The organism is Streptomyces sp. TE5632, assembly GCF_054061295.1.
The window spans coordinates 4,429,439-4,452,293 of the sequence record NZ_JBSSEA010000003.1 but is presented as its reverse complement, the minus strand read 5'-3'; the positions used below and the strand labels follow the sequence as shown (position 1 = coordinate 4,452,293).

Below are 22,855 nucleotides of genomic sequence, written 5' to 3'. Positions count from 1 at the left end.
CCGGGCGCCCCCACTCACGTGTTCGGCTGCGGAACTCAGGGGCGGCGGTGCCGGCCGGTCGTCGTCGCCCCGCCGTTCTCGGTCTCCGCCTCACGGGCGGCCTTGCGCTCCTCCTCGGCCCGCTCCTCCGCCTCCATCTCCGCGAACACGTCGATCGGCGGCGGCGCCTTCGCCAGGAACACCCACGTCAGGTACACGGCGAGCAGGAACGGCGGGATCTTCAGGGCGACCAGGACCCAGCCCAGCTGCGTCGTGTCCGCCCACCAGTACAGCGGGAACAGGATCGCGCTCTTGCCGAGCAGGATCAGGCCCCAGGCCCAACTGGCCTTGGTGTACGCCTTCTTGCGGCCCGGATTACGGGTGCGCCAGGAGAGGTTCTCCCGGAAGACGGGGCCCAGCATCAGACCGATCAGCGGGACACCGGCCATCGCGGTGATGATGTACGCCAGGGCCAGGCCCAGGGTGTAGAGCATGCCCGGCAGGTAGAAGTCCTTGGCGTTGCCGGTCATCATCGCGAAGACCACACCGAAGCCGACGCCGAAGACGCCGCTGAAGGCGTGCTTGACGGTGTCCTTCATCGCCAGCCGGACCACGACCATCACCAGCGACACGGCGAGCGCCGCGATCGCCGACATGTGCAGGTCCTTGTTGATCGTGTAGATGCTGACGAAGAGGAGTCCGGGCAGCACCGTCTCGACCATGCCCCGCACTCCGCCGAACGCCTCGAACAGGGCGGCCTCGGTCACCGCCTTGGCGTCGTTGGCGGATGTGTCTTCGGTTGTCGGCTTGTCGAGCGACGTCACCGGCTACTCCCGTCCGAGGGGTCTCAGTTCGTATTTCGGATTGAACAGCACCCGGCGACCCCTGCTCATGGCGATGCGGCCCGATGCGATCAGCTTGCGCCCCGGTTCGATCCCGACGATGGAGCGCCGACCGAGCCACACCACGTCCAGCGCGGCGGAACCGTCGAACAGTTCGGCCTCCAGTGCCGGGACTCCCGCGCGCGGCCTCAGCGTGACCGTGCGCAAGGTACCAGTAACCGTGACGATCTGCCGGTCCTGACAGTCGTCTATCCGCGTGCAGCCCGCGGTCTCCGTGTCCTCGCGCAGCTCCTCGGACTCCAGGTCCTCCTGCGACGAGGAGAGCCGATCGAGCATACGCCGGAACCGGCCCGCCGGTTTGTCCGAGCGAGGAACAGCACTCATGTCTGAAAGCGTACCGGGGTGCTCCGACGGTTACGTACCCCCTGGTGACCCGGCTCGAACCGCCGGGTCGTGCGTTCACCGGGTCGTGCGTTCACCGGAGCGTGCGTTCACCGGAGCGTGCGTTCACCGCTCGAAGCGGTAGCCCATGCCCGGCTCGGTGATGAAGTGCTTCGGGTGGGACGGATCGGCCTCCAGCTTGCGGCGCAGCTGCGCCATGTACACGCGCAGGTAGTTGGTCTCCGTCCCGTACGAGGGTCCCCAGACCTCCTTCAGCAGCTGCTTCTGCGCGACCAGGCGGCCGCCGTTGCGCACCAGCACCTCCAGCAGATGCCATTCGGTGGGGGTCAGCCGTACGTCCTTGCCGTCCCGGTGCACCTTCTTCGCGGCCAGGTCGACGGTGAACCCGTCGGTCTCCACTCTCAGGTCCTCCTCGCCGGAGGGCTCGGCCCGGCGCACGGCGGCGCGGAGCCTGGCCAGCAGCTCGTCCATGCCGAAGGGCTTGGTGACGTAGTCGTCGGCTCCCGCGTCGAGCGCCTGCACCTTCTCGTCGGAGGCCTGCCGGGCGGAGAGCACCAGGATCGGCACCCGGGTCCAGCCGCGCAGTCCCCTGATCACCTCGACGCCGTCCATGTCGGGCAGGCCCAGGTCGAGGACGACCACGTCGGGGTGGCGGGCGGCGGCCAGGCGGAGGGCCTCGGCACCGTCCTGGGCGGCGTCGACCTCGTACGAGCGGGCCTTGAGGTTGATCACGAGGGCGCGCACGATCGCCGGCTCGTCGTCGACCACCAGCACACGGGTCATGAGGACTGCCTTTCAGGTCTTTCCGGTTCTGCGGGACGGGCCGGCTCCGCGGGGCGGCCGGGTTCCGTTTCGGCGGGGCGGTCGGGTTCCGGTGGTGTTCCCGCCGCTCGGAGGGTCAGCGTCATGGTGAGGCCGCCCCCGGGGGTGTCGTCGGCGTTCAGCGAGCCGCCCATGGCCTCCACGAAGCCGCGCGCCACCGCCAGGCCGAGGCCGACACCGGCACCGCGCGGGGCGTCACCATAACGCTGGAAGGGCTCGAAGATGCGTTCCTTCGCGTCGTCGGGGACGCCGGGACCCCGGTCGACCACCCGCACCTCGACCCGGTCGGCGAGCGCGCTCGCCGCGACCAGGACGGTGGTACCGGCCGGAGCGTACTTGACGGCGTTCTCGACCAGGTTGGCCACCGCCCGCTCCAGCAGGCCGGGGTCGACGGCGACCATGGGCAGCGTCTCCGGGATGTCCAGGGCGACGCTTCCCTCGGGGACACCGCCGAGGGCCATGGGCACCACCTCGTCGAGGTCGAGTTCGCGGATCAGCGGGGTGACCGTGCCGGTGTTCAGCCGGGACATGTCGAGCAGGTTGCCCACCAGGTGGTCCAGCCGGTCGGCGCCGCCCTCGATGCCCTCCAGCAGCTCGGCCCGGTCCTCGGGCGACCAGTCGACGTCCTCGGAGCGCAGTGAGGAGACCGCCGCCTTGATCCCGGCGAGCGGGGTGCGCAGGTCGTGGCTGACGGCGGCCAGCAGGGCGGTGCGGATGCGGTTGCCCTCGGCGAGGGTGCGCGCCCGGTCGGCCTCGGCGCGCAGCCGTCGGCGGTCCAGGGCGGCGGCGGCCTGGGCCGCGAAGGCGCCCAGGACCCTGCGGTCCTCGGCGGGCAGGACCCGGCCGGTCAGTACGAGCGCCATGTGGTCCCCGGCCGGAACGTCCACGTCCGCGTCGTCGGGTCGTTCGAGGACCGGTCCCGTACCGGCCCGCCCGGCGCAGGTCCAGGGCTCGACGTCGCCGGCGCGTTCCAGCAGCGCCGCCGACTCCATGCCGAAGGTCTCGCGGACCCGTTCCAGCAGCGCCTCCAGGCCGGTCTCGCCGCGCAGCACGTTGCCCGCCAGGAAGGAGAGGATCTCCGACTCGGCGCGCAGCCGGGCCGCCTGATGGGTACGGCGGGCGGCGAGGTCGACCACGGACGCCACCGCCGCACCGACGGCGACGAAGATCACGATGGCGACGATGTTCTTCAGGTCGGAGATCGTCCAGCGGTGCAGGGGCGGGGTGTAGAAGTAGTTCAGCAGCAGCGAGCCGAAGGCCGCCGAGGCCAGGGCCGGCCGCAGGCCGCCGAGCAGGGCCGCCGCCACGGTCAGCGCCAGGAACAGCAGCATGTCGTTGGCCAGGCCCGGGTCGAAGGCGTTGAGCAGCAGGGCCAGCGCCGCGGGGCCCGCCACCCCGACCGCCCAGCCCCACACCACCCGTGACCTCCCGAGCCGGGCGCCCCGGGCCACCGGCAGTCCGCGCCCCTTGGCGATCGCCTCGTGGGTGACGATGTGCACGTCCAGGTCGGGGCCGGAGTCCCGCGCGACGGTCGCGCCGACGCCGGGGCCGAAGACGTACTGCCACGCCTTGCGGCGCGAGGAGCCCAGCACGATCTGGGTGGCGTTCGCCGCGCGCGCGAAGGCGAGCAGGGCGGCCGGGATGTCGTCCCCGACGACGTGGTGGAAGGTGCCGCCCAGGTTCTCCACCAGGGTCCGCTGTTCGGCCAGCTCCCCCGGCGAGGCGGCGGTGAGCCCGTCGCCGCGGGCGATGTAGACCGCGAGCACCTCACCCCCGGCGCCCTTCTCCGCGAGCCGCGCGGCACGGCGGATCAGGGTGCGGCCCTCGGGCCCGCCGGTCAGGCCGACCATGATCCGTTCGCGTGAGCCCCAGATGGCCGAGACGTCGTGCTCGCTGCGGTACCGCTGCAGGTACTCGTCGACCCGGTCGGCCACCCACAGCAGCGCGAGCTCTCTCAGCGCGGTGAGGTTGCCGGGGCGGAAGTAGTTCGACAGGGCCGCGTCGACCTTGTCCGGCTGGTAGACGTTGCCGTGCGCCATGCGGCGGCGCAGCGCCTCGGGCGTCATGTCGACCAGCTCTATCTGTTCGGCCCGCCGTACCACCTCGTCCGGTACGGTCTCCCGCTGCCGTACGCCGGTGATCGACTCCACGACGTCGCCGAGGGACTCCAGGTGCTGGATGTTGAGGGTCGACAGCACGTCGATCCCGGCGGCCAGCAGCTCCTCCACGTCCTGCCAGCGCTTGGCGTTGCGCACCCCGGGCACATTGGTGTGGGCGAGTTCGTCGACGAGGACCACCTGGGGGCGGCGGGCGAGGACGGCGTCGAGGTCCATCTCGGGGAGGACGGCGCCGCGGTGCTCCAGTTCCCTGCGCGGTATCTGTTCGAGGCCGTCCAGCAGCGCCTTGGTGCGCGGCCGGTCGTAGTGTTCGACGAACCCCACCACGCAGTCGGTGCCCCGTTCGACACGGCGCTGCGCCTCGGACAGCATCGCGTACGTCTTGCCGACGCCCGGTGCCGCGCCGAGGTGGATCCGAAGTCTGCCGCGTCCCATCGGACCTCTTTCGAGGGAACCACCGGCTTCAGCCGGTGGGGGAATCGAATCCCTGACGTACGTTTCTGGTGTCCCGCAAGGGATCGGTTCGGGCTGGACCGCAACCCTCGGGTTGGAAGCCCCCTTCCTTCGGGAGGGGAAGCGGAGTCACGCCCTCATTGTCTTCCGGTCTGAGGGCAGCGCTGTCCGGGTGGCCCCTGCTGCCCGTGCAGAGTCGACCCTATGGTCGTCCGGCGCGGCGAAAGGTGCTGGTCGGGGCGGGGAGCGCGTCCTTGACGGAACCCTGACGGACGCCGACGGACTCGGGCTGAACGCCGCCGGTCGGCCGTCAGGGTCTGCCAGGGCCCGTCAGGGCCTGTCAGGTTCTGTCAGGTTCTGTCAGGGTTCGACGATCTCGCCGTCGCCGAGTTCCAGGACGCGGTCGGCGAGGTCGAGCAGGGTCGCGTCGTGCGTGGCGACGACCGCGGTGACCTGCTCACTGCGTACGACCGCGCGCAGCAGTTCCATCACGGAGTGCCCGGTCTCCGCGTCGAGCTGACCGGTCGGCTCGTCGGCGATGAGCAGGGCCGGGTCGTTGGCGAGGGCGCGGGCGACGGCGACCCGCTGCTGCTGGCCGCCGGACAGCTCGCCCGGCCGCTGTGCCGCGTGGTCGGCGAGGCCCACCAGGGACAGCAGCAGGTCCACGCGTTCCTCGCGCTCGCGCGGGTCGGCGCGGCGCAGCCGGAGCGGGACCCCCACGTTCTCGGCCGCGGTGAGGATGGGGATGAGCCCGAAGGACTGGAAGACGAAGCCGATCCGGTCCCGGCGCAGGGCGAGCAGCCCGTTCTCGTCCAGGTCGGCGAGGCCGAGCCCGTCGACGGTGACCCGCCCCTCGTCCGGGGTGTCGAGGCCGCCGACGATGTTGAGCAGGGTGGTCTTGCCGGACCCCGAGCGCCCCTTGAGGGCGACCAGCTCACCGCGCGGTACGTCGAAGGAGACACCGCGCAGGGCGTGGACCGCGGCGGTTCCGGTGCCGTAGGACTTGTGCACGTTCTCGACGCGCACCATGGTCTCGGTGACCACCTGGCCGACCGCCTGGCTCATTCGCCCGCCCTCCCCCGGGTACCGGTCGCGCGCGTCGCCGCCGGACCGGGCCGCCAGTATCGCTGCCGGGCGCCCCGTCGATCAATGGGTCGGGGCGGGTGGGACGGGCAGGGGCCGCACCCGGTCGGGTGCGGCCCCTGCTCCGCTCGACTGACTCGACGGGCTCAGCGGACCTCGGTGATCTCCGGGCCGCGCGCCAGCTGCCCCATGCCGCCCGCGAAACGGGAGCCCTCGGAACCCTCGGAACCCTCGTCCTGCTGCACGCCCTCGGGGACCATCTGGGCGTCGTTCGGCAGCTTCAGGACGATCGGGTCGCGCGGCGCCATCGGGCCGTCCCCGCGCACCACGACCGTGTCCCGGAAGATCTGCTCCAACAGCCCAGCGGCCTGCGGCTGCACCGCGCCCTGACCCGAGATCACCCCGCGCAGGAACCAGCGCGGGCCGTCCACGCCGACGAACCGTACGACCTGGAAACCGCCCGTGCCGTCCGGCAGTTGCACCGGCACCTGGGCGCGCAGCTCCCAGCCCAGCGGACCCTCGACCTCGTCGATGATGCCGCCCTGCTGGGTGATGCCGGACGCGATCTCCTCGCGGACCTCGCTCCAGATGCCCTCGCGCTTGGGGGCCGCGAAGCCCTGCAACTGGATGGCACTGTCGTGCAGCACGACGGTGGCCGCGACGATCGCGTCGCCCGCGACCTCGACCCGCAGCTCCATGCCGTCCACACCGGGCACGAACAGACCGCCCAGGTCGACCCGGCCCTCGCCGGGCGCGCTCACCTCGGAACTGTCCCAGGGCCCGTCGGGCCGCGGTGCGGGCTCGAGCCTCAGCCGCTCGCGCTCGCCCTCCGCCTCCGTGTCGACACCGTCGACGACCTGCTCGGCCTCGCCGGCCGCGTCCTCGGCGGCATCCCTCTTCTTGCGACGTCCGAACACGTCACTGTCCTTCCCGGTCGGATACGACCGAAGCGTATCGATTCCCACCCGCTGTGCCGCCTTCGGCGGCCTGAACGCTTGTGCCGCTCTTACCTTCCACCGCGGCATGGCCGCCGGTGGACCCGAAGCCCCCCTCGGCCCGTACCGAGCGGGGCAGCTCCGCGACCGGCACGAAGCGGACCCGCTCGACCTGCTGGACGACCAGTTGGGCAATCCGGTCGAAGCGCTCGAACCGCACGGCCTCGCGCGGGTCGAGATTCACCACGATCACCTTGATCTCCCCACGGTACCCGGCATCAACCGTCCCCGGGGCATTCACCAGGGCGACGCCGCAGCGCGCGGCAAGACCGGATCGCGGGTGCACGAAGGCCGCGTACCCCTCCGGCAGGGCCACAGACACTCCGGTGGGCAGAACGGCCCGCTCGCCGGGCGCCAGTTCGCACGCCTCGGTGGTGCGCAGATCGGCTCCCGCGTCACCGGGGTGCTCGTACGCCGGAAGCGGTACGTCCGGGTCGACGCGCCTGAGCAGTACCCGGAGTTCGCCGCGGCGGGGCTCGCTCACGGGTTCACCTCGAAGGCACGGGCGCGGCGGACCTGGTCGGGGTCGTTCATGGCGGCCCGGATCTCCTCGGGGCGGCCGTGGTCGATGAAGTGGTCGACCTTGACCTCGATGAAGAGCGCGTCGGCTCGGACGGCGACCGGCCCGTCGGGGCCGCCGATGCGTCCGGTGGCGGTGGAGTAGATCTTCCGGCCCGCCACCGCGGTCACCTCGGCCTCCAGGTGGAGCGTGGTGTCGACCGGAACGGGCCGGACGAAGTCGGTCTCGAGCCTGCCGGTCACGGCGATCGTCCGCAGCAGCCAGTTCAGCGAGCCGAGCGTCTCGTCCAGGGCGCTGGTGAGCACCCCGCCGTGCGCCAGGCCGGGGGCGCCCTGGTGGGCGGGCCGCACGGTGAACGCGGCGGTGACCGACACCCCTTCGCCGGCCCGCGCCTCGAGGTGCAGTCCGTGGGGCTGTTCGCCGCCACAGCCGAAACACTGGCCGTAGTGCGCGCCCAGGAGCTCACCGGGTGCGGGCGCGTCCGGGTGGCGCACCGGTTTCACGGCATCGGCGGGGGGCTGAAGAACTGGGGAAGTACCACTCACAGGCGCAGACCTTACCCGCGCGTCGGCCGTCCCCCGACACCTGCCAAGCTGGATCCATGCAGCTCTCCGCCGCCCCGTACGAAGAACGCCTGACCGCGCCCCGCTCCTGGTGGTTGATCTCCTTGCTCGCGGGTGTCTCGCTGGCCCTGATCGTGCTGCCGCTCGGCACCCTGCCGATGCTCGGCGGCCTGGCCGTCGGCAGCGCCGCGGCGGCGGTCGTGGTCAGCGCGTACGGCTCGGCGCGCATCCGGGTCGTGGGCGGCCTGCTGATCGCCGGTGAGGCGAGGATCCCGGTGACGGCACTGGGCGAGGCGGAGGCCCTGGACGCCGAGGAGGCCCGTGCCTGGCGCACCCACCGCGCGGACCCGCGCTGCTTCATGCTGCTGCGGGCCTACATCCCGGGGGCGGTGCGGGTGGAGATCACCGACCCGGAGGACCCGACGCCGTACGCCTTCCTCTCGACGCGTGAGCCGCAGCGGCTGGCGGAGGCACTGCGGGCGGCGAAGGCCGCCGCCTAGCAGGGCCGTGCCCGGCCGGGCACGGCCGGCCGGGCAGCACGGGGCCGGTGGGGTTCAGGGGGCTCCGCGTCCGCTCTCCTCGCCGGTGAACGTGTCCAGGTCCAGGGCGTCGGCCGGGGTCTCGAGGGCCGGGAGCGCGGGCAGGGCGTCCCAGGGGACCTGGATCCTGCGCAGGTCGGTCTGGATGCGGGCGGCGAGCTTCCTGGTGTCCCTGCGGTTCATGACCGCGCCGACGGCGGCGCCCACCAGGAACGGCATCAGGTTCGGCAGATTGCGCACGGTGCGCTTCATGATCCGCTGGCGCAGTTCGCGCTTCATGCGGCTGTTCATCGCCGCGCTCACGGTGGAGGGCTTGGTCGCCTCGATTCCGCGCTCCTGCGACCAGGCGTTCAGGTACGCGGTGCTGCGCTGGGCGAGGTTGCCCGCGGGTCGTACGCCGTAGACCTCGTGGAGTTCGGCGATCAGTTTCAGTTCGATCGCGGCGACGCCGGTGACCTCGGCGGCCAGCTCCGTGGGGATCGCGGGCGGCACGGGCATCATCGCCACCGCGCCGACTCCGGCCCCGACCGTCGCCGTGGCCCTCGCCGCGCCCGCCACGAGCTTGTCCGCGAGCTCCTCGGGGCCGAGCCCGGGGAACTGCCCCCGCAGCGTCTGCAGGTCCCTCACGGGCACCCGCGGGGCCATGTCGATGATCCGGTCCGTGAGATGTGCCAGGCCCGCACGCGCGCGGGCACCGCCCTTGCGGGCGCCTTCCCTGGCCTTGTCCCGGAACGCCTCGGCCCGTCGGCGAGCCGCCGGTGCGGTGGTGGTGACCTCCGCGGATACCGGGAGGTCACCCCGGTCGACTGCGCGTTCGAGCGAGGCCGCCCCGGTGTCGGTTGAGCCTCGCTCGTGGTCACGCGTGTCGCGCTGAGGGCCGTCCTGCGGCCCCGAGTCCGCTCCTCTCGTGAGGAAGCGGCGCTTCCGAGGAGGGGTCGAGCCGGTCACGGCCGACCCGCCCTCAGTCGCAGTCGCGGCAGATCGGCTGACCGTTCTTCTCCCGGGCCAGCTGGCTGCGGTGGTGCACGAGGAAGCAGCTCATGCACGTGAACTCGTCCTGCTGCTTGGGCAGGACGCGGACGGCCAGTTCCTCGTTCGAGAGGTCCGCCCCGGGCAGCTCCAGGCCCTCTGCGGCCTCGAACTCGTCGACGTCCACGGCTGAGGCCGACTTGTCGTTGCGGCGGGCCTTCAGCTCTTCAAGACTGTCCGAGTCGACGTCGTCGTCGGTCTTACGTGGAGTGTCGTAATCGGTTGCCATTGTCGCTCTCCCCCTCTGGGTGTATGCGGTGTCTCCAGCGCACTAACGCGTGAGAGGCCGGACTTGTGCCCGACCTGAGGCGGAGATTTTGCCTCACATCAAGGTCTGTTACTCAATCGACACCCAACCGGACTCCTCACGAGTGACCGGCGTGGATGCGATGGGGACCGTACACGGTCCGAACGCGGCACTTCAAAGCCGCCCCACCGTGTACTTCCCGTGATCAGGGGTCCCGAAAACCGGGACCTTCCCGGCCTTTCAGCGGGTTCATGATCACGGAGGGTGGATGGGCCGGGAAGCGCTCCTGTGAGCGATCCCACACGGGGGCGACGGAGACACCCTTCGGAAATTCCGCCGAAAGCGAACGTCTCCGTTGTCGGCGACATGATGTCAGATCGGCAGGGTGACCCGCATCACGAGCCCGCCCCCCTCGCGCGGCTGGGCGCAGATGTGCCCGCCGTGCGCCCGCGCCACCGACCGGACGATGGAAAGCCCCAGCCCGACCCCCTTGTCACTGCCCGTCCGCTCGGTGCGCAGCCGCCGGAACGGCTCGAACAGATTGTCGATCTCGTACGCCGGGACCACCGGACCGGTGTTGGTCACCACCAGGACCGCCTGCCCGTGCTGGACCTGGGTGGTGACCTCCACCCACCCCTGTTCGGCCACGTTGTAGCGCACGGCGTTCTGCACCAGGTTCAGCGCGATCCGCTCCAGCAGTACGCCGTTGCCCTGGACGACCGCGGGCTCGTGGTCGCCGCGGATCTCCACGCCCTTGGCCTGCGCCTCGGCGTGCACCTGGTCGATGGCCTGGGAGGCCACCTCGGCGAGATCCACCGGCTTGCGCTCGACGATCTGGTTGTCGCTGCGGGCGAGCAGCAGCAGGCCCTCGACGAGCTGCTCACTGCGCTCGTTGGTGGCCAGCAGCGTCTTGCCCAGCTGCTGGAGCTCCACCGGCGCGTTCGGGTCGGAGAGGTGCACCTCGAGGAGTGTGCGATTGATCGCCAACGGGGTGCGCAGTTCGTGCGAGGCGTTGCCGACGAAGCGCTGCTGGGCGGTGAAGGCCCGCTGCAGCCGCTCCAGCATGTCGTCGAAGGTGTCGGCCAGCTCCTTGAGCTCGTCGTCCGGGCCGTCCAGCTCGATCCGGCGGGACAGGTCGGAGCCCGCCACCGCGCGTGCGGTGCGGGTGATCCGGCCCAGCGGCGACAGCACGCGGCCGGCCATCGCGTATCCGAAGGCGAAGGCGATGATCGCGAGGCCGAGCAGGGCGAGGAGGGAGCGGCTGAGCAGGTTGTCCAGAGCGTGCTGGCGCTGCTCGTTGACGCACTCGTTCAGCGCTCTGTTCAGCTCGTCCGCGGGCAGCTGCGCGCTGCGCAGCTGACAGGTTTCGCTGGACACCTGTCCGGAGAGGATCCGAAAGGGCAGTTCACTGCCCATCCTCAGCGCGTTCGCGGCGAACAGGTAGATGATCGACAGCAGCAGGATGCCCGCGATCAGGAACATGCCGCCGTAGAGCAGGGTGAGCCGTATCCGGATGGTGGGGCGCAGCCAGGGGAACGGCGGGACCGGTCTGCGGGGGTCCCAGGTGGGCTTCGGAGGTGCCTGCGGGGACCCCGGGGCGGGTGTGGGGGTGGCGGCCACGGGATCAGATCCGGTAGCCCGAGCCGGGCACGGTCACGATGACCGGCGGCTCGCCCAGCTTGCGGCGCAAAGTCATGACGGTCACCCGGACCACGTTGGTGAACGGGTCGGTGTTCTCGTCCCAGGCCTTCTCCAGCAGTTGCTCCGCGGAGACGACGGCGCCCTCGCTGCGCATGAGCACCTCGAGGACGGCGAACTCCTTGGGCGCGAGCTGTACCTCCTGGCCGTCGCGGAACACCTCGCGGCGGTTGGGATCGAGCTTGATCCCGGCACGCTCCAGGACCGGCGGGAGCGGCACGCTGGTACGCCGCCCCAGGGCGCGCACGCGCGCGATGAGCTCGCTGAACGCGAAGGGCTTGGGCAGATAGTCGTCGGCGCCGATCTCCAGGCCCTCGACCCGGTCGCTGACGTCGCCGGAGGCCGTGAGCATCAGCACGCGCGTGGGCATGCCGAGTTCGACGATCCTGCGGCACACGTCGTCGCCGTGCACCAGGGGGAGGTCGCGGTCGAGGACGACCACGTCGTAGTCGTTGACGCCGATGCGCTCCAGGGCGGCCGCACCGTCGTACACGACGTCGACGGCCATGGCCTCCCGGCGCAGTCCGGTGGCCACCGCATCGGCGAGCAGTTGCTCGTCCTCGACGACGAGTACGCGCACGTCGCTTGTCCTTCCTCAAGTCCCGCCGGGCAGCGCTCCGGAGCGCACGCGGGCAGGGTGCCGGTGGGTGTGTTGCCTCCATCCTGCCCTTTTCGGCCATAAGTCGGCTGTAAGGCGAGGTCCGCGAGCGGGAACGGACGGTGGCTCGGGGGCACAGGACGGGGGAACGTCCGGACGAACAGCATGGAAATACGAGATTTTCTCGTGCGGTGAGGTTTCCGCGGAAGGGAGCCTGGGGAGGACGGGTTTACATCCCGCGATCACGCTCTGCTTGCACCGTGCCACACCGTGGTGCGCATCAGTCCGTTTCCCGCAGAGCGGACCCGGGTGTCCGACGCCGCAGACCCAAGGCCGAGCGGCGCCGGTCATCCACCGCAGACGTGATCGTCCCTTTCGAACGGCACGCCGTCGTGCCATCGACCCACGACCCAGGACGAGGGGGCGCAGCATGGACGCTTTCACCGCAGGACTTCTGCAGCGCATAAGGACGACCGAGTCCGATCTGTCCCGGGCCCGCGACGAGGGTGACGACTTCCTCGTCGAGGTGGAGCAGGGCGAGCTCGACGACCTGCGCCGGCTCGCTGCCGAGCACGGTGTGGAGGTCGGCGCGTCCTACGCCTGATCAGCCCGACCGCGTCGTTGCCGGCGCGTCGGTACTCATGCGCGAACGCGATCGAAGCGGGTCCCCGGTGAATCCAGCACCGGGGGCCCGCTTCGTCGTCTCCCGCGGAGTCCTCCGCCGGTCGTCCGCCGGTCGTCCGCCAGTCAGTCGTGCCAGGCCCCGAAGTCCTCCAGCAGCCGCTGGAGGGGCTCGAAGACGCCCGGGGTGGCCGCGACCGCGAGATCCCACGAGGGGCGCTCACCTGGCCGTCCACCGGTCAGCGCGCCCGCCTCCCGGGCGATCAGGTCACCCGCCGCCAGGTCCCAGGGGTGCAGTCCGCGCTCGTAGTAGCCGTCGAGGCGGCCGCAGGCCAGGTCGCAGAGGTCGACCGCGGCCGAGCCGCCGCGCCGGATGTCCCGCAGGAGCGGGATCAGCCGTTGCGCGACGTCGGCCTGACGGGTGCGGACCTCGGTGACGTAGTTGAAGCCGGTCGAGACCAGGGCCTGGTCGAGGGGCGGTGCGGGGCGGCAGGTCAGCGTGCGCTCGCCCTCCCAGGCACCGGTGGCACGGGCGCCGCCGCCGCGGACGGCGTGGTACGTCTCGCCGCGCATCGGGGCCGCGACCACCCCGACCACGGTCTCGCCGTCCTGCTCGGCGGCGATGGAGACGGCCCAGGTGGGCAGCCCGTACAGGTAGTTGACCGTGCCGTCGAGCGGGTCGATCACCCAGCGGACACCACTGGTGCCCTCGGTCGTGCCGCCCTCCTCGCCGAGGACGCCGTCGTCCGGCCGGTGCTCGGCGATCAGACCGGTGATCAGTCTCTCGGCCGCGATGTCCATCTCGGTGACGACGTCGATCGGGCTGGACTTGGTCGCGGCGACCTCCAGGTCGGCCGGCCGTCCGTCCCGCAACAGCTCACCCGCGCGCCGCGCCGCCTCGCGGGCCAGCTCCAGCAGTTCCGCGTGCAGGGGGTCGGTCACGGCGCTCCTCACGCGTAGGGGCTGTCGGCGCCCGCGGCGGCGGGGTGCGGGGCACGGGCCGGGCAGCAGCCCACCGGGCAGAGGTTGTGGCTCGGCCCCAGGGCGCCCAGGGCGCAGGGGGTGACGTCGTCCTGGCCGCGCTCGGTGGCCGCGCGCTCCACGATCAGGTCCCGGATCGCGGCGGCGAACCGCGGGTCGGCGCCCACGGTCGCCGAGCGGCGCACCGGCAGTCCCAGCTCCCCCGCCTTGGCCGCGGCCTCGGTGTCGAGGTCGTAGATGACCTCCATGTGGTCGGAGACGAAGCCGATGGGGGCCATGACCACGGCCGGGACCCCGGCCGCGTGCCGCTCCTCGAGGTGGTCGCAGATGTCGGGCTCCAGCCAGGGAATGTGCGGGGCGCCGGAGCGGGACTGGTAGACGAGCTGCCAGGGGTGGTCCACGCCGGTGCGCTCCCGTACGGCGTCGGCGATCAGCCGGGCCGCGTCCAGGTGCTGCCGTACGTACGCGCCGCCGTCGCCGTGCTCCTCGACGGGGCCGGAGGTGTCGGCGGAGGCGGTGGGGATCGAGTGGGTGCAGAAGGCGATGTGCGCACCGTCACGCACCACCTCGGGCAGCTCGGCGAGCGAGCGGAGGACCCCGTCGACCATGGGCTCCAGGAAGCCGGGGTGGTTGAAGTAGTGCCGCAGCTTGTCGACCTCGGGCAGCTCCAGGCCCTCGGCCGCCAGCGTCGCCAGGGCCTCGGCGAGGTTCTCGCGGTACTGGCGGCAGCCGGAGTACGAGGCGTAGGCACTGGTCGCCAGGACGATGATGCGGCGGCGGCCGTCGCCGATCATCTCGCGCAGTGTGTCGGTGAGGTACGGCGCCCAGTTGCGGTTGCCCCAGTAGACCGGCAGGTTCAGGCCGTGGTCGGCGAAGTCCTCGCGCAGCGCGGCCAGCAGGTCGCGGTTCTGTTCGTTGATGGGGCTGACCCCGCCGAACAAGAAGTAGTGCTCCCCGACTTCCTTCAGGCGTTCCTTGGGGATGCCGCGCCCGCGTGTCACGTTCTCCAGGAACGGGACCACGTCGTCCGGGCCTTCGGGGCCTCCGAAGGAGAGCAGCAGCAGGGCGTCGTAGGGGGTGGGATCGAGCTCGTCAGGCATGCCTCGATCCTGCCATCAGGCACCGACAGCCGGGTAACGGCGGGGGCCGACCGGACCACGGGATACATTAGGGTCACCTAACCAGTAAGCTGTATCCACTGCGGTCGCACCTTACTGGGAGCCCGGTCTCTCGCGGTCGTTCCTTGCTGAGCTTTTCGGAGACCTCGTGCCCCGTCCCTACATCGCCCTGTTCGCCGCCCCCGGCAGCAAGAGCTTCTCGGCCGCGGGGTTCCTCGGCCGGATGCCGCTGTCCATGATGGGCATCGGCGTGGTCACGATGATCTCCCAGCTGACCGGACGGTACGGCCTGGCCGGCGCCCTGGCGGCCACCATCGCCATGGCCGCCGCGGTGGCCGGCCCCCAGGTCTCCCGCCTGGTGGACCAGTACGGGCAGCGGCGGATCCTGCGCCCGGCGACGCTGTTCTCCCTCACCGCGGCGGCGCTGCTGCTGTTCGCCGCGCACTACGGCTGGCCGGACTGGGTGCTCTTCGTCGCCTGCGTCGGCATCGGCTGCGTGCCGAGCGTCGGCGCGATGGTCCGGGCCCGCTGGGCCGATCTGTACCGGGGCACCCCGCAGTTGCACACCGCGTACTCCTTCGAGTCCGTGGTGGACGAACTCTGCTTCATCTTCGGCCCGATCGTCTCCATCGGGCTCTCCACGGCCTGGTTCCCGGAGGCCGGTCCGCTGCTCGCGGCCTGCTTCCTGGCGGTCGGCGTCTTCTGGCTGACGGCACAGCGCGCCACCGAACCCGCCCCGCACCCGCGCGAACGCACGGGCGGGGGCCGTGCGTCGGCGCCCGGCGGCACGGCGCTGCGCTCCGCGGGACTGCGGGTCCTGGTGGCCACGTTCGCGGCGACCGGGGCGATCTTCGGCGGCGTGGACGTGGTCACCGTGGCCTTCGCGGAGGAGCGCGGGCACAAGGCCGCCGCCAGTGTGGTGCTCGCCGTGTACGCGCTGGGCTCCTGCACGGCGGGGGTCGTGTTCGGGCTGATGCGCTTCGCCGGAGCACCAGAGCGCCGCTGGCTGCTGGGCGTGTGTGCCATGGCCGTGAGTATGATCCCCCTCCTACTGGTCGGGAACCTGCCGTTTCTGACCGTGGCGCTGTTCTTTGCGGGTCTGTCCATCGCTCCCACGATGATCACGACGATGTCCCTCATCGAAGAGCACGTACCACGCGCGCAGCTCACCGAGGGCATGACCTGGGTGAGCACCGGGCTCGCGGTCGGGGTCGCTCTCGGCTCCGCCGCGTCCGGCTGGGTGATCGACGCGGCCGGGGCGCGTGCCGGGTACGGGGTTCCGGCGGTGGCCGGAGCCGTCGCGGTCGTGGTCGGTTTCCTCGGGTACCGCCGGCTCGAGCGGCCGGCTCCGGGTCGGGGAGGCTCCGTTGGGCAGCACGGCGAGCGCGAAGAACGGAACATGGCGTAACTGGGGAGGCACCGTCCTCGCCCGCCCCGCGCGGGAGGTCACGCCGGCCTCCGTCGAGGAGCTGGCGTCGGCCGTACGCCGTGCCGCCGAGGACGGTCTCCCGGTGAAGGCGGTCGGCACCGGGCACTCCTTCACCTCCATAGCCGCCACCGACGGCGTGCAGATCCGCCCCCACCTGCTGACGGGGATACGCGACATCGACCGGGCGGCGGGCACCGTCACGGTGGAGGCCGGCACCCCGCTCAAGCGGCTCAACACCGCTCTCGCGCGGGAGGGGCTGTCGCTCACCAACATGGGCGACATCATGGAGCAGACCGTCGCCGGGGCCACCAGCACCGGCACCCACGGCACCGGCCGTGACTCGGCCTCCGTCGCCGCGCAGATCCGGGGCCTGGAACTGGTCACCGCCGACGGCTCGGTGCTCGTCTGCTCCGAGAAGGAGAATCCTGATGTCTTCGCGGCCGCCCGGATCGGCCTCGGCGCCCTCGGCATCGTCTCCGCGATCACCTTCGCCGTCGAACCGATCTTCCTGCTGACGGCCCGCGAGGAACCGATGCCCCTCGGCCGCGTCCTCGCCGAGTTCGACGAGCTGCACGCCGAGAACGAACACTTCGAGTTCTACTGGTTCCCCCACACCGGCAACACCAACACCAAGCGGAACAACCGCAGTGCGGGCCCGGAACGGCCGGTGCATCCCGTCAAGGGCTGGATCGAGGACGAGTTCCTCTCCAACGGCGTCTTCCAGGCGGCCAACTGGGTCGGCCGCGCGGTGCCCGCGACCGTCCCCGCCCTCGCGCGGATCTCCAGCAGGGCCCTGTCCGCGCGGACCTACACCGACGTCCCGTACAAGGTGTTCACCTCGCCGCGCCGGGTGCGCTTCGTGGAGATGGAGTACGCGGTGCCGCGCGAGGCCCTGGTGGACACGCTGCGCGAGCTGAAGGCCATGGTCGACCGTTCACCCCTCCGGGTCAGTTTCCCCGTCGAGGTGCGTACGGCTCCGGCCGACGACATCACCCTGTCCACGGCCTCCGGCCGCGACACCGCGTACATCGCGGTCCACATGTTCCGGGGGACCCCCTATCAGGGGTACTTCACGGCGGCGGAGCGCATCTTCACCGCCCACGAGGGGCGGCCCCACTGGGGGAAGATCAACACGCGGGACGCCGATTACCTCTCCCGGGTGTATCCGCGTTTCGCCGAGTTCACGGCGTTGCGGAACCGCCTTGATCCTGAACGCCGCTTCCGGAACGACTATCTGCGGAGGGTCCTGGGGTCGTAGCGGACACCTCCGGTTCCGGGGTCGCGCTGTCGCCGGAGCCCTGGCTCCCGGTGCTGTCCGGGGTGCCCGCCGACGCGTCGTCGCCGTCCGGCGTGCCGTCGCCGGATCCGGTGGCGGCACCTCCGTCCTGAGGCGTCGCGGAGGGCGTGGGCTCCGGTCCGTCCCCGCCGGAGTCCTCGGAACCGTCCGAGGTACCGGGGTCGTTCGACGTTCCGGAGTCGTCGGGGTCACCGGAGTACTGGTCGTCCGAACCGCCGGAACCCCCGGAGCCGGACGCGTGCTGACCGGTGACGGCGTTGCCGATGGTGGTGCTGGGTTCACCGCTGAGGCTCTGGCCCGAAACGAGTTCGTAGGTGGTGATTCCGGCCATCGTGATCCCGAACACCAGCGCGGTCGCGACCAGCACCCGCTTCCCGTTCCACCGCACTCCCCTGGTCCGGCCCCGGTACACGGTGCCCTCGGTGAACTCGCCGGGCGCGGGCACGTTCCGCCGCCCGGCCGCCGCGGTGACCGGGCGGCCGGACCCCGCGGAGGCCACGCGGAACTGCTCGCCGGTGCGCTTGAAGAAGTGCTGGAAGAGCGTTCCGCCGCAGGTGGCGACGATGCTCATGACTCCGGCGCCGATGATCGTCCCGTAGACGCCGAAGGAAGAGGCGAGTTGGGCGCCCAGCACCGCGGCCACCGCGCTGCCCGCGACCTGCGGCACGCTCAGGTCGATCCGAGGGCTCTTCGCCTCCCCCTCGGCCCTCACCTCCCCGGCGACACTCGACTCACCCGCGACATCCGGCCTTTCACGCATCCTCGGACCTTGCCCGCCTTCCCGCACGTTCCCTCACATGAACGATCAACTGCATGACAATGCACACCAAGTCGACGCCCGAACGAAACCATTAGTTCCGTTTCCGGCGATTACGTGAAGTACGCCACGCCGAGACCGGGGAAGCCCGGCCGCTGCGGCGCGATGACGGCCGAGCAGCACCCCTTGCCAGAAGTCGGGCGGCGCGCCGATCCACGCACTTGGCCCGAATGGAGTACTGTTGCGAACCCTGGGTCCGGACGCCCATCAGGGCGCTCCGGCCCTTGAGGACCGCCGGGAGGGGGCTAGTTGCACAGGGTGACGCGGTTGGTCACTTAGCGTTGCGAATAGGTAACCGTGCCATAACGGCGATCCAGGGCCCATGCCCGACACGCCGGGCAACTCGGCAAGGTTGTGGCAGGCTGCACCCGGGCAGGCCACACTCGACTAGCGGAAGCAGCGACGCACGTGACGTCGGCAGGCACCACCCGGGAGGTCCCCATGCCCGAACTGCGTGTCGTGGCCGTCTCGAATGACGGCACACGGCTGGTGCTGAAGGCTGCGGACAGCACGGAGTACACGCTTCCGATCGACGAACGACTCCGCGCCGCCGTACGGGGCGACCGTCCACGCCTCGGCCAGATCGAGATCGAGGTGGAGAGCCATCTCCGCCCCCGCGACATCCAGGCGCGTATACGCGCCGGCGCGACCGCGGAAGAGGTCGCGCAGATGGCCGGCATTCCCGTGGACCGCGTCCGGCGCTTCGAGGGCCCCGTGCTCGCCGAGCGCGCCTTCATGGCGGAGCGCGCCCGCAAGACCCCCGTCCGCCGGCCCGGCGAGAACTCCGGCCCGCCGCTGGGCGAGGCCGTGCAGGAGCGGCTGCTGCTGCGCGGCGCCGAGAAGGACACCGTGCAGTGGGACTCCTGGCGCCGCGACGACGGCACCTGGGAGGTGCTGCTGGTCTACCGGGTCGCGGGCGAGCCGCACTCGGCGAGCTGGACGTACGACCCGCCCCGGCGGCTCGTCCAGGCCGTCGACGACGAGGCGCGCTCGCTGATCGGCGAGTCCGACGACCTCGCCGCGGCACCGGAACCGAGCTTCCCGTTCGTGCCGCGCATCGCCCGGCTGCCGCGCGAGCGGCAGAGCCTGCCGCCCGGCCACGGGCCCGAGTCCGACGAGGAGTCGGCGGTCCCGGCAGGCGGTGAGCGGGACTCGCTCACCAGCCTGTTGGAGGCGGTGCCGAGCTTCCGGGGCGACCTGGTGGTTCCCGAGCGGGCGCCCGAGCCCGTCCCCGAGGAGCCCGACTCCGAACCCGAGGCGGAGGAGCCCCCGGCCCCGGCCGCTTCGGCCGGTTCCGCCTACGCGGACGTCCTGATGCCCCGTGCCGTCAGCAGTCACCGGGACCGTCTCGTCGGCTCCACCGACCGTCAGGCGGAGGCGGACGGCGTCCGGCCGGGCCGCCGCGCCGCGGTGCCGAGTTGGGACGAGATCGTGTTCGGAACGCGGCGCAAGAAGCAGGAATGACCTGGACCCGGCACTGAGGTGATCCGGCGTCGGTCAGTGTGGAAGGGGGGTGCTCGCCCGGGCGAGCACCCCCCTTCCGCTTCCGCCACGCACCTACTGCGGATCCGGCCCCACCGCGACCGGCCGCTCCGGGTCCGACGACCACTCCGACCAGGACCCGACGTACAGCGCCGCCGGGATGCCCGCCACCGCCAGCGCCAGCACCTCGTGCGCCGCCGAGACACCGGAACCGCAGTACACGCCGACCGGCGTGTCCGCGGACGCGCCCAACGCCCTGAACCGCGCGCCCAGTTCACCGGCGGACAGGAATCGGCCGTCCGGGCCGACGTTCTCGGTGGTGGGCGCCGAGACCGCGCCCGGGATGTGCCCGCCGACCCGGTCGATCGGCTCCACCTCGCCCCGGTAGCGCTCCCCCGCCCGCGCGTCCAGCAGCAGCCCGGACCGGGCCAGCGCCGCCGCGCCGTCGGCGTCGAGCAGCCCGGCCTCCGCCGGCACCGGCGTGAAGTCGCCCTCGTCCGACTGTGGCACCGAGGTCTCGAGCGGGCCGTCCCAGGACGGCAACCCGCCGTCGAGGACCAGCACGTCCGGGTGACCCGTCCAGCGCAGCAGCCACCACGCGCGGGCGGCCCCCCAGCCCAGCCCGCCGTCGTACACGACCACCGGCCTGCCCGCCGACACGCCCGCGCGGCGCATCGCGGCACCGAACTCCTCCGGATCGGGCAGCGGATGGCGTCCCCGCCCGGCCGGCGGGGCGGCCAACTCCCGGTCCAGGTCGACGAAAACGGCACCCGGAAGATGTCCGGCCAGGTAGGCGGCCCGGCCGTCGAACGGCGGCTCACCGGCCGCCGCGGGCGTGCTGAGCTGCCAGCGGACGTCGAGCAGCACCGGCGGGTCACCGCCCGCCAGTTCACTGGCGAGTTCGGATGCGGAGATGATGGCGTTCATGGTCACCATCCTCGCGCACGGGGTGGCCGAGTCGTCCATGTCCGGCTAATCTGCTCGGCCGGGCAGACCCGATCACGAGGCGTATGGGATCGGGCACATGCTGTACTACCGATCGACATCATCCGGCAAGCGCGTCGAAAAGAGCGGAGGCCCGTACATCGGGCATCCTCCGGAGACGGAACCGCCGTACGGGGCGGGCCCAGGGCGCGCGGCGCCGTGGCTGATGCCTGGAGCAGCACGGCGACGATCCGCGAAACGGACGCGACACGACCCTCGCCCGGGTCGAGAAGAGAGTGACGATGACCGATGCACGGGGGTCCGCCCGCCGAGACGGTGAAGCACCCGTCCGGCACGCGCCCGGCACACCCTGCTGGGTGAGCCTCATGGTGCACGGACCCGACGCGGCCCGGAGGTTCTACGAAGCGCTGTTCGGCTGGGAGTTCCGGCCCGGCCCACAGCAACTCGGCCCGTACGCACGCGCACTGCTCGACGGCCGCGAGGTGGCCGGCATCGGCCTGCTGCCGCCGGACCGTCATCTGCCCATCGCCTGGACGCCCTACTTCGCCTCCGCGGACGTGGACCGCACGGCCGAGCTCGTGCGGTCCTGCGGCGGCACGGTCGGGGTCGGCCCGCTGGACGCCTCCGACGCCGGGCGGCTGGCGATCTGTTCCGACCCCTCGGGGGCCGTCTTCGGCATCCGGCAGGCGTCCGCGCACCTCGGCACGGCCGTCACCGGGGTGCCCGGCGCGCCCGCCTGGAACGAGCTGACGACCTTCGAGTCGGAACGCGTGGCCAAGTTCTACGCCTCGGTGTTCGGTTACACCGTGGAACCGGAGATCTCCACCGACGTCGACCACGTGACCCTGCACCTGGGGGGCCGCCCCGTGGCCGCCGTCCACGGCGTGGGCAACGGCCTGCTCCGGGACCGTGGACCGCACTGGACGACGTACTTCACCGTGGCCGACCTCGACGACGCGGTGGACCACGTCCTGCACCTGGGCGGCCAGATCCTCAGACAGTCCCACACCGACGCCCACGGCCGCACCGCCACGGTGACGGACCCGGAGGGGGCGCGGTTCGCGCTCCTGCAGAGCCCTCTCTGACGGTCAGGTTTCGCGGCCGACGACCACCGCGAACGCAGGGCTTCCTCCGGGAGGAAGCGGACGCGGGTTCAGGCCGGTCCGGTCGCTGCCGGTTCCGGTGCTGTGCGCCCCTCGTAGACGTCAGCGCAGCGCGTTGCCGTCGGCCTGCACGTCCACACGACGCGGGCCGGGCGCTGCGGGACTACTCCACGGCCCGGCCCTCGGTGCGCATCAGTTCGCGGAGGGTGTACCCGTATGTCTCGGCGAGGTCCTCCCCGGCGTAGCACAGCACCTCGTCGCCGTCGTATTCGCCTTCACAGGCGTCCAGGCCGTCGAGTACGCCGAGGGCCACGGCCTCGGCCGCGTCGAGCATGCCCAACTCCAGACGGCGGCGGACATCGACCTCGTACTTCTCGATGACCGGCTCGATCAGGCGGCTCGCGGCCTCGTGGACGTCGGTGTACCCGAAGCCCGGACGATGGCCGGTGCTCAAATGGTCGATGTCCAGGGCCCGCAGGAGGTGCTCGACATCAGCCGCGGTCCTCTCCTGAAGGGCTGTCAGTTCGGCGCGTGCCCGCGGGTCCAGCACGCGTACGGCCAACCGGTCGGCTTCCACACGCAGTTCGGGCCGGGCCTCCAGCAGCCTGTCCAGCACTGCGGCCTTCTCCACGGCGGTGAGCGCGTTCAGGGCTTCACCCATGACACGGCGAGCGTCGTCGGCAGGCGCGGCGTGCCAGGGCAGGCGCCGCTCGACGGCGTACAGGGCGAGTGCGACGGCATGCCGGCACAAGCGTCCCGACGTCGGGACGCACGCACCATCGCATTCCGCCGCCAGTTCCCGACCCACGACCTGCACCAGGACCCCGCAGGCGGCGCCCGAGCCGCCCCGCACCAGACCGCCGATGCCTCGGGGCTCGCTCCCCGCCTCGACCACCGCACCGTCGGCGAGCAGGATCCGCCCCTCGGTGACCTCGGTGTCGTCGGCGAACGCGCACACCGTCTCCTCGTCCATTGCCACAGCCATTCGATCATTCAAGCGCACGGCTAAGGAGCTCCGCGAGCGGACGGCCAGAAGCCGGAGCCACCACGACGGGGCGTCACCTACTCGCTCCTGTCGTCAGTCCTTCCTGTGGGCCTATGCCACCCGGATCACCGAGCGGCTGACCCGGGCGACCGACGAGACCACCGAAGCAGCCCACGAGGACCACGGGCCC

General features: G+C 71.7%; 23 protein-coding genes. 6 read left to right on the top strand and 17 right to left on the bottom strand.

The features are described from left to right. Positions 1-35 precede the first annotated feature (35 nt). From ACVW19_RS25525 to ACVW19_RS25490, 8 genes are all read right to left on the bottom strand, one after another. Positions 36-803, bottom strand: coding sequence for a DUF3159 domain-containing protein (locus ACVW19_RS25525; RefSeq protein WP_457462078.1), 768 nt, complete (start codon positions 801-803; stop codon positions 36-38). 3 nt (positions 804-806) lie between these two features. Further along, positions 807-1,205, bottom strand: a complete 399-nt coding sequence (locus ACVW19_RS25520) for an OB-fold nucleic acid binding domain-containing protein (protein WP_202277656.1) — start codon at positions 1,203-1,205, stop codon at positions 807-809. A gap of 123 nt (positions 1,206-1,328) precedes the next feature. Further along, a complete protein-coding gene (locus ACVW19_RS25515; protein WP_457462076.1) occupies positions 1,329-2,006 on the bottom strand; it encodes a response regulator in 678 nt (225 codons plus the stop codon). Beyond that, a complete protein-coding gene (locus tag ACVW19_RS25510) occupies positions 2,003-4,597 on the bottom strand; it encodes an ATP-binding protein (protein ID WP_457462075.1) in 2,595 nt (864 codons plus the stop codon). The genes ACVW19_RS25515 and ACVW19_RS25510 overlap by 4 nt, the downstream gene beginning before the upstream one ends. A gap of 378 nt (positions 4,598-4,975) precedes the next feature. After that, positions 4,976-5,680, bottom strand: a complete 705-nt coding sequence (locus ACVW19_RS25505) for an ABC transporter ATP-binding protein (RefSeq protein WP_457462073.1) — start codon at positions 5,678-5,680, stop codon at positions 4,976-4,978. Positions 5,681-5,844: 164 nt separating this feature from the next. Then, positions 5,845-6,615: a DUF3710 domain-containing protein gene (locus ACVW19_RS25500; RefSeq protein WP_457462071.1), complete on the bottom strand. Its 771-nt coding sequence runs from the start codon at positions 6,613-6,615 to the stop codon at positions 5,845-5,847. Between the two features lies 1 nt (position 6,616). Beyond that, positions 6,617-7,177, bottom strand: coding sequence for a dUTP diphosphatase (dut, locus tag ACVW19_RS25495; protein WP_457462070.1), 561 nt, complete (start codon positions 7,175-7,177; stop codon positions 6,617-6,619). Further along, positions 7,174-7,758 (bottom strand): PaaI family thioesterase, encoded by a 585-nt coding sequence (locus ACVW19_RS25490; RefSeq protein ID WP_457462068.1) that lies wholly within the window; start codon positions 7,756-7,758, stop codon positions 7,174-7,176. Before ACVW19_RS25490 ends, dut begins: the two co-directional genes overlap by 4 nt. A 56-nt stretch (positions 7,759-7,814) precedes the next feature. Here ACVW19_RS25490 and ACVW19_RS25485 point away from each other — a divergent pair, with 56 nt between their 5' ends. Beyond that, positions 7,815-8,276, top strand: a complete 462-nt coding sequence (locus ACVW19_RS25485) for a DUF3093 domain-containing protein (protein ID WP_457462066.1) — start codon at positions 7,815-7,817, stop codon at positions 8,274-8,276. A gap of 54 nt (positions 8,277-8,330) precedes the next feature. Here the strand turns inward: ACVW19_RS25485 and ACVW19_RS25480 are convergent, their stop codons facing one another. The 4 genes from ACVW19_RS25480 to ACVW19_RS25465 form a co-directional block, all read right to left on the bottom strand. Next, positions 8,331-9,263, bottom strand: a complete 933-nt coding sequence (locus ACVW19_RS25480; protein ID WP_457462065.1) for a hypothetical protein — start codon at positions 9,261-9,263, stop codon at positions 8,331-8,333. A gap of 13 nt (positions 9,264-9,276) precedes the next feature. Then, positions 9,277-9,573, bottom strand: a complete 297-nt coding sequence (locus ACVW19_RS25475; RefSeq protein ID WP_003993510.1) for a DUF4193 domain-containing protein — start codon at positions 9,571-9,573, stop codon at positions 9,277-9,279. 390 nt (positions 9,574-9,963) lie between these two features. Next, positions 9,964-11,211 carry a sensor histidine kinase gene (locus ACVW19_RS25470; protein ID WP_457462064.1) on the bottom strand — a complete coding sequence of 416 codons (1,248 nt, stop codon included), beginning with the start codon at positions 11,209-11,211 and terminating at the stop codon, positions 9,964-9,966. Between the two features lie 4 nt (positions 11,212-11,215). Beyond that, positions 11,216-11,869 carry a response regulator transcription factor gene (locus tag ACVW19_RS25465; RefSeq protein ID WP_406725090.1) on the bottom strand — a complete coding sequence of 218 codons (654 nt, stop codon included), beginning with the start codon at positions 11,867-11,869 and terminating at the stop codon, positions 11,216-11,218. 448 nt (positions 11,870-12,317) lie between these two features. On the opposite strand from ACVW19_RS25465, the gene ACVW19_RS25460 reads away from it, so the two are divergent. Continuing rightward, the gene (locus ACVW19_RS25460) at positions 12,318-12,491 is read left to right on the top strand and encodes a hypothetical protein (protein ID WP_457462062.1); all 174 of its coding nucleotides are present in this window, start codon (positions 12,318-12,320) and stop codon (positions 12,489-12,491) included. Between the two features lie 143 nt (positions 12,492-12,634). Here the strand turns inward: ACVW19_RS25460 and ACVW19_RS25455 are convergent, their stop codons facing one another. Both ACVW19_RS25455 and ACVW19_RS25450 read right to left on the bottom strand, forming a co-directional pair. Then, positions 12,635-13,450 carry an inositol monophosphatase family protein gene (locus tag ACVW19_RS25455; protein ID WP_457462060.1) on the bottom strand — a complete coding sequence of 272 codons (816 nt, stop codon included), beginning with the start codon at positions 13,448-13,450 and terminating at the stop codon, positions 12,635-12,637. 8 nt (positions 13,451-13,458) lie between these two features. Beyond that, positions 13,459-14,589, bottom strand: a complete 1,131-nt coding sequence (locus ACVW19_RS25450) for a ferrochelatase (protein ID WP_457462059.1) — start codon at positions 14,587-14,589, stop codon at positions 13,459-13,461. 166 nt (positions 14,590-14,755) lie between these two features. Here ACVW19_RS25450 and ACVW19_RS25445 point away from each other — a divergent pair, with 166 nt between their 5' ends. Together ACVW19_RS25445 and ACVW19_RS25440 are read left to right on the top strand one after the other, a co-directional pair. Beyond that, entirely contained in the window at positions 14,756-16,015 is a 1,260-nt protein-coding gene (locus tag ACVW19_RS25445; protein WP_457462057.1) for an MFS transporter, read from the top strand. Beyond that, on the top strand, positions 15,975-17,294 hold the full coding sequence (locus ACVW19_RS25440; RefSeq protein WP_457462055.1) for a D-arabinono-1,4-lactone oxidase: 1,320 nt from the start codon (positions 15,975-15,977) through the stop codon (positions 17,292-17,294). Before ACVW19_RS25445 ends, ACVW19_RS25440 begins: the two co-directional genes overlap by 41 nt. Here ACVW19_RS25440 and ACVW19_RS25435 read toward each other — a convergent pair. Next, positions 17,218-18,093, bottom strand: coding sequence for a hypothetical protein (locus ACVW19_RS25435; protein ID WP_457462054.1), 876 nt, complete (start codon positions 18,091-18,093; stop codon positions 17,218-17,220). The two genes, ACVW19_RS25440 and ACVW19_RS25435, sit on opposite strands and share 77 nt — an antisense overlap. A gap of 498 nt (positions 18,094-18,591) precedes the next feature. Here ACVW19_RS25435 and sepH point away from each other — a divergent pair, with 498 nt between their 5' ends. After that, on the top strand, positions 18,592-19,614 hold the full coding sequence (gene sepH, locus ACVW19_RS25430; protein WP_457462052.1) for a septation protein SepH: 1,023 nt from the start codon (positions 18,592-18,594) through the stop codon (positions 19,612-19,614). A gap of 93 nt (positions 19,615-19,707) precedes the next feature. Here the strand turns inward: sepH and ACVW19_RS25425 are convergent, their stop codons facing one another. Next, positions 19,708-20,559 carry a sulfurtransferase gene (locus ACVW19_RS25425; RefSeq protein ID WP_457462050.1) on the bottom strand — a complete coding sequence of 284 codons (852 nt, stop codon included), beginning with the start codon at positions 20,557-20,559 and terminating at the stop codon, positions 19,708-19,710. Positions 20,560-20,858: 299 nt separating this feature from the next. On the opposite strand from ACVW19_RS25425, the gene ACVW19_RS25420 reads away from it, so the two are divergent. After that, positions 20,859-21,662, top strand: coding sequence for a VOC family protein (locus ACVW19_RS25420; protein ID WP_457462048.1), 804 nt, complete (start codon positions 20,859-20,861; stop codon positions 21,660-21,662). Positions 21,663-21,843: 181 nt separating this feature from the next. Here the strand turns inward: ACVW19_RS25420 and ACVW19_RS25415 are convergent, their stop codons facing one another. Further along, positions 21,844-22,665, bottom strand: a complete 822-nt coding sequence (locus ACVW19_RS25415) for a hypothetical protein (RefSeq protein ID WP_457462046.1) — start codon at positions 22,663-22,665, stop codon at positions 21,844-21,846. Positions 22,666-22,855: the final 190 nt, after the last annotated feature.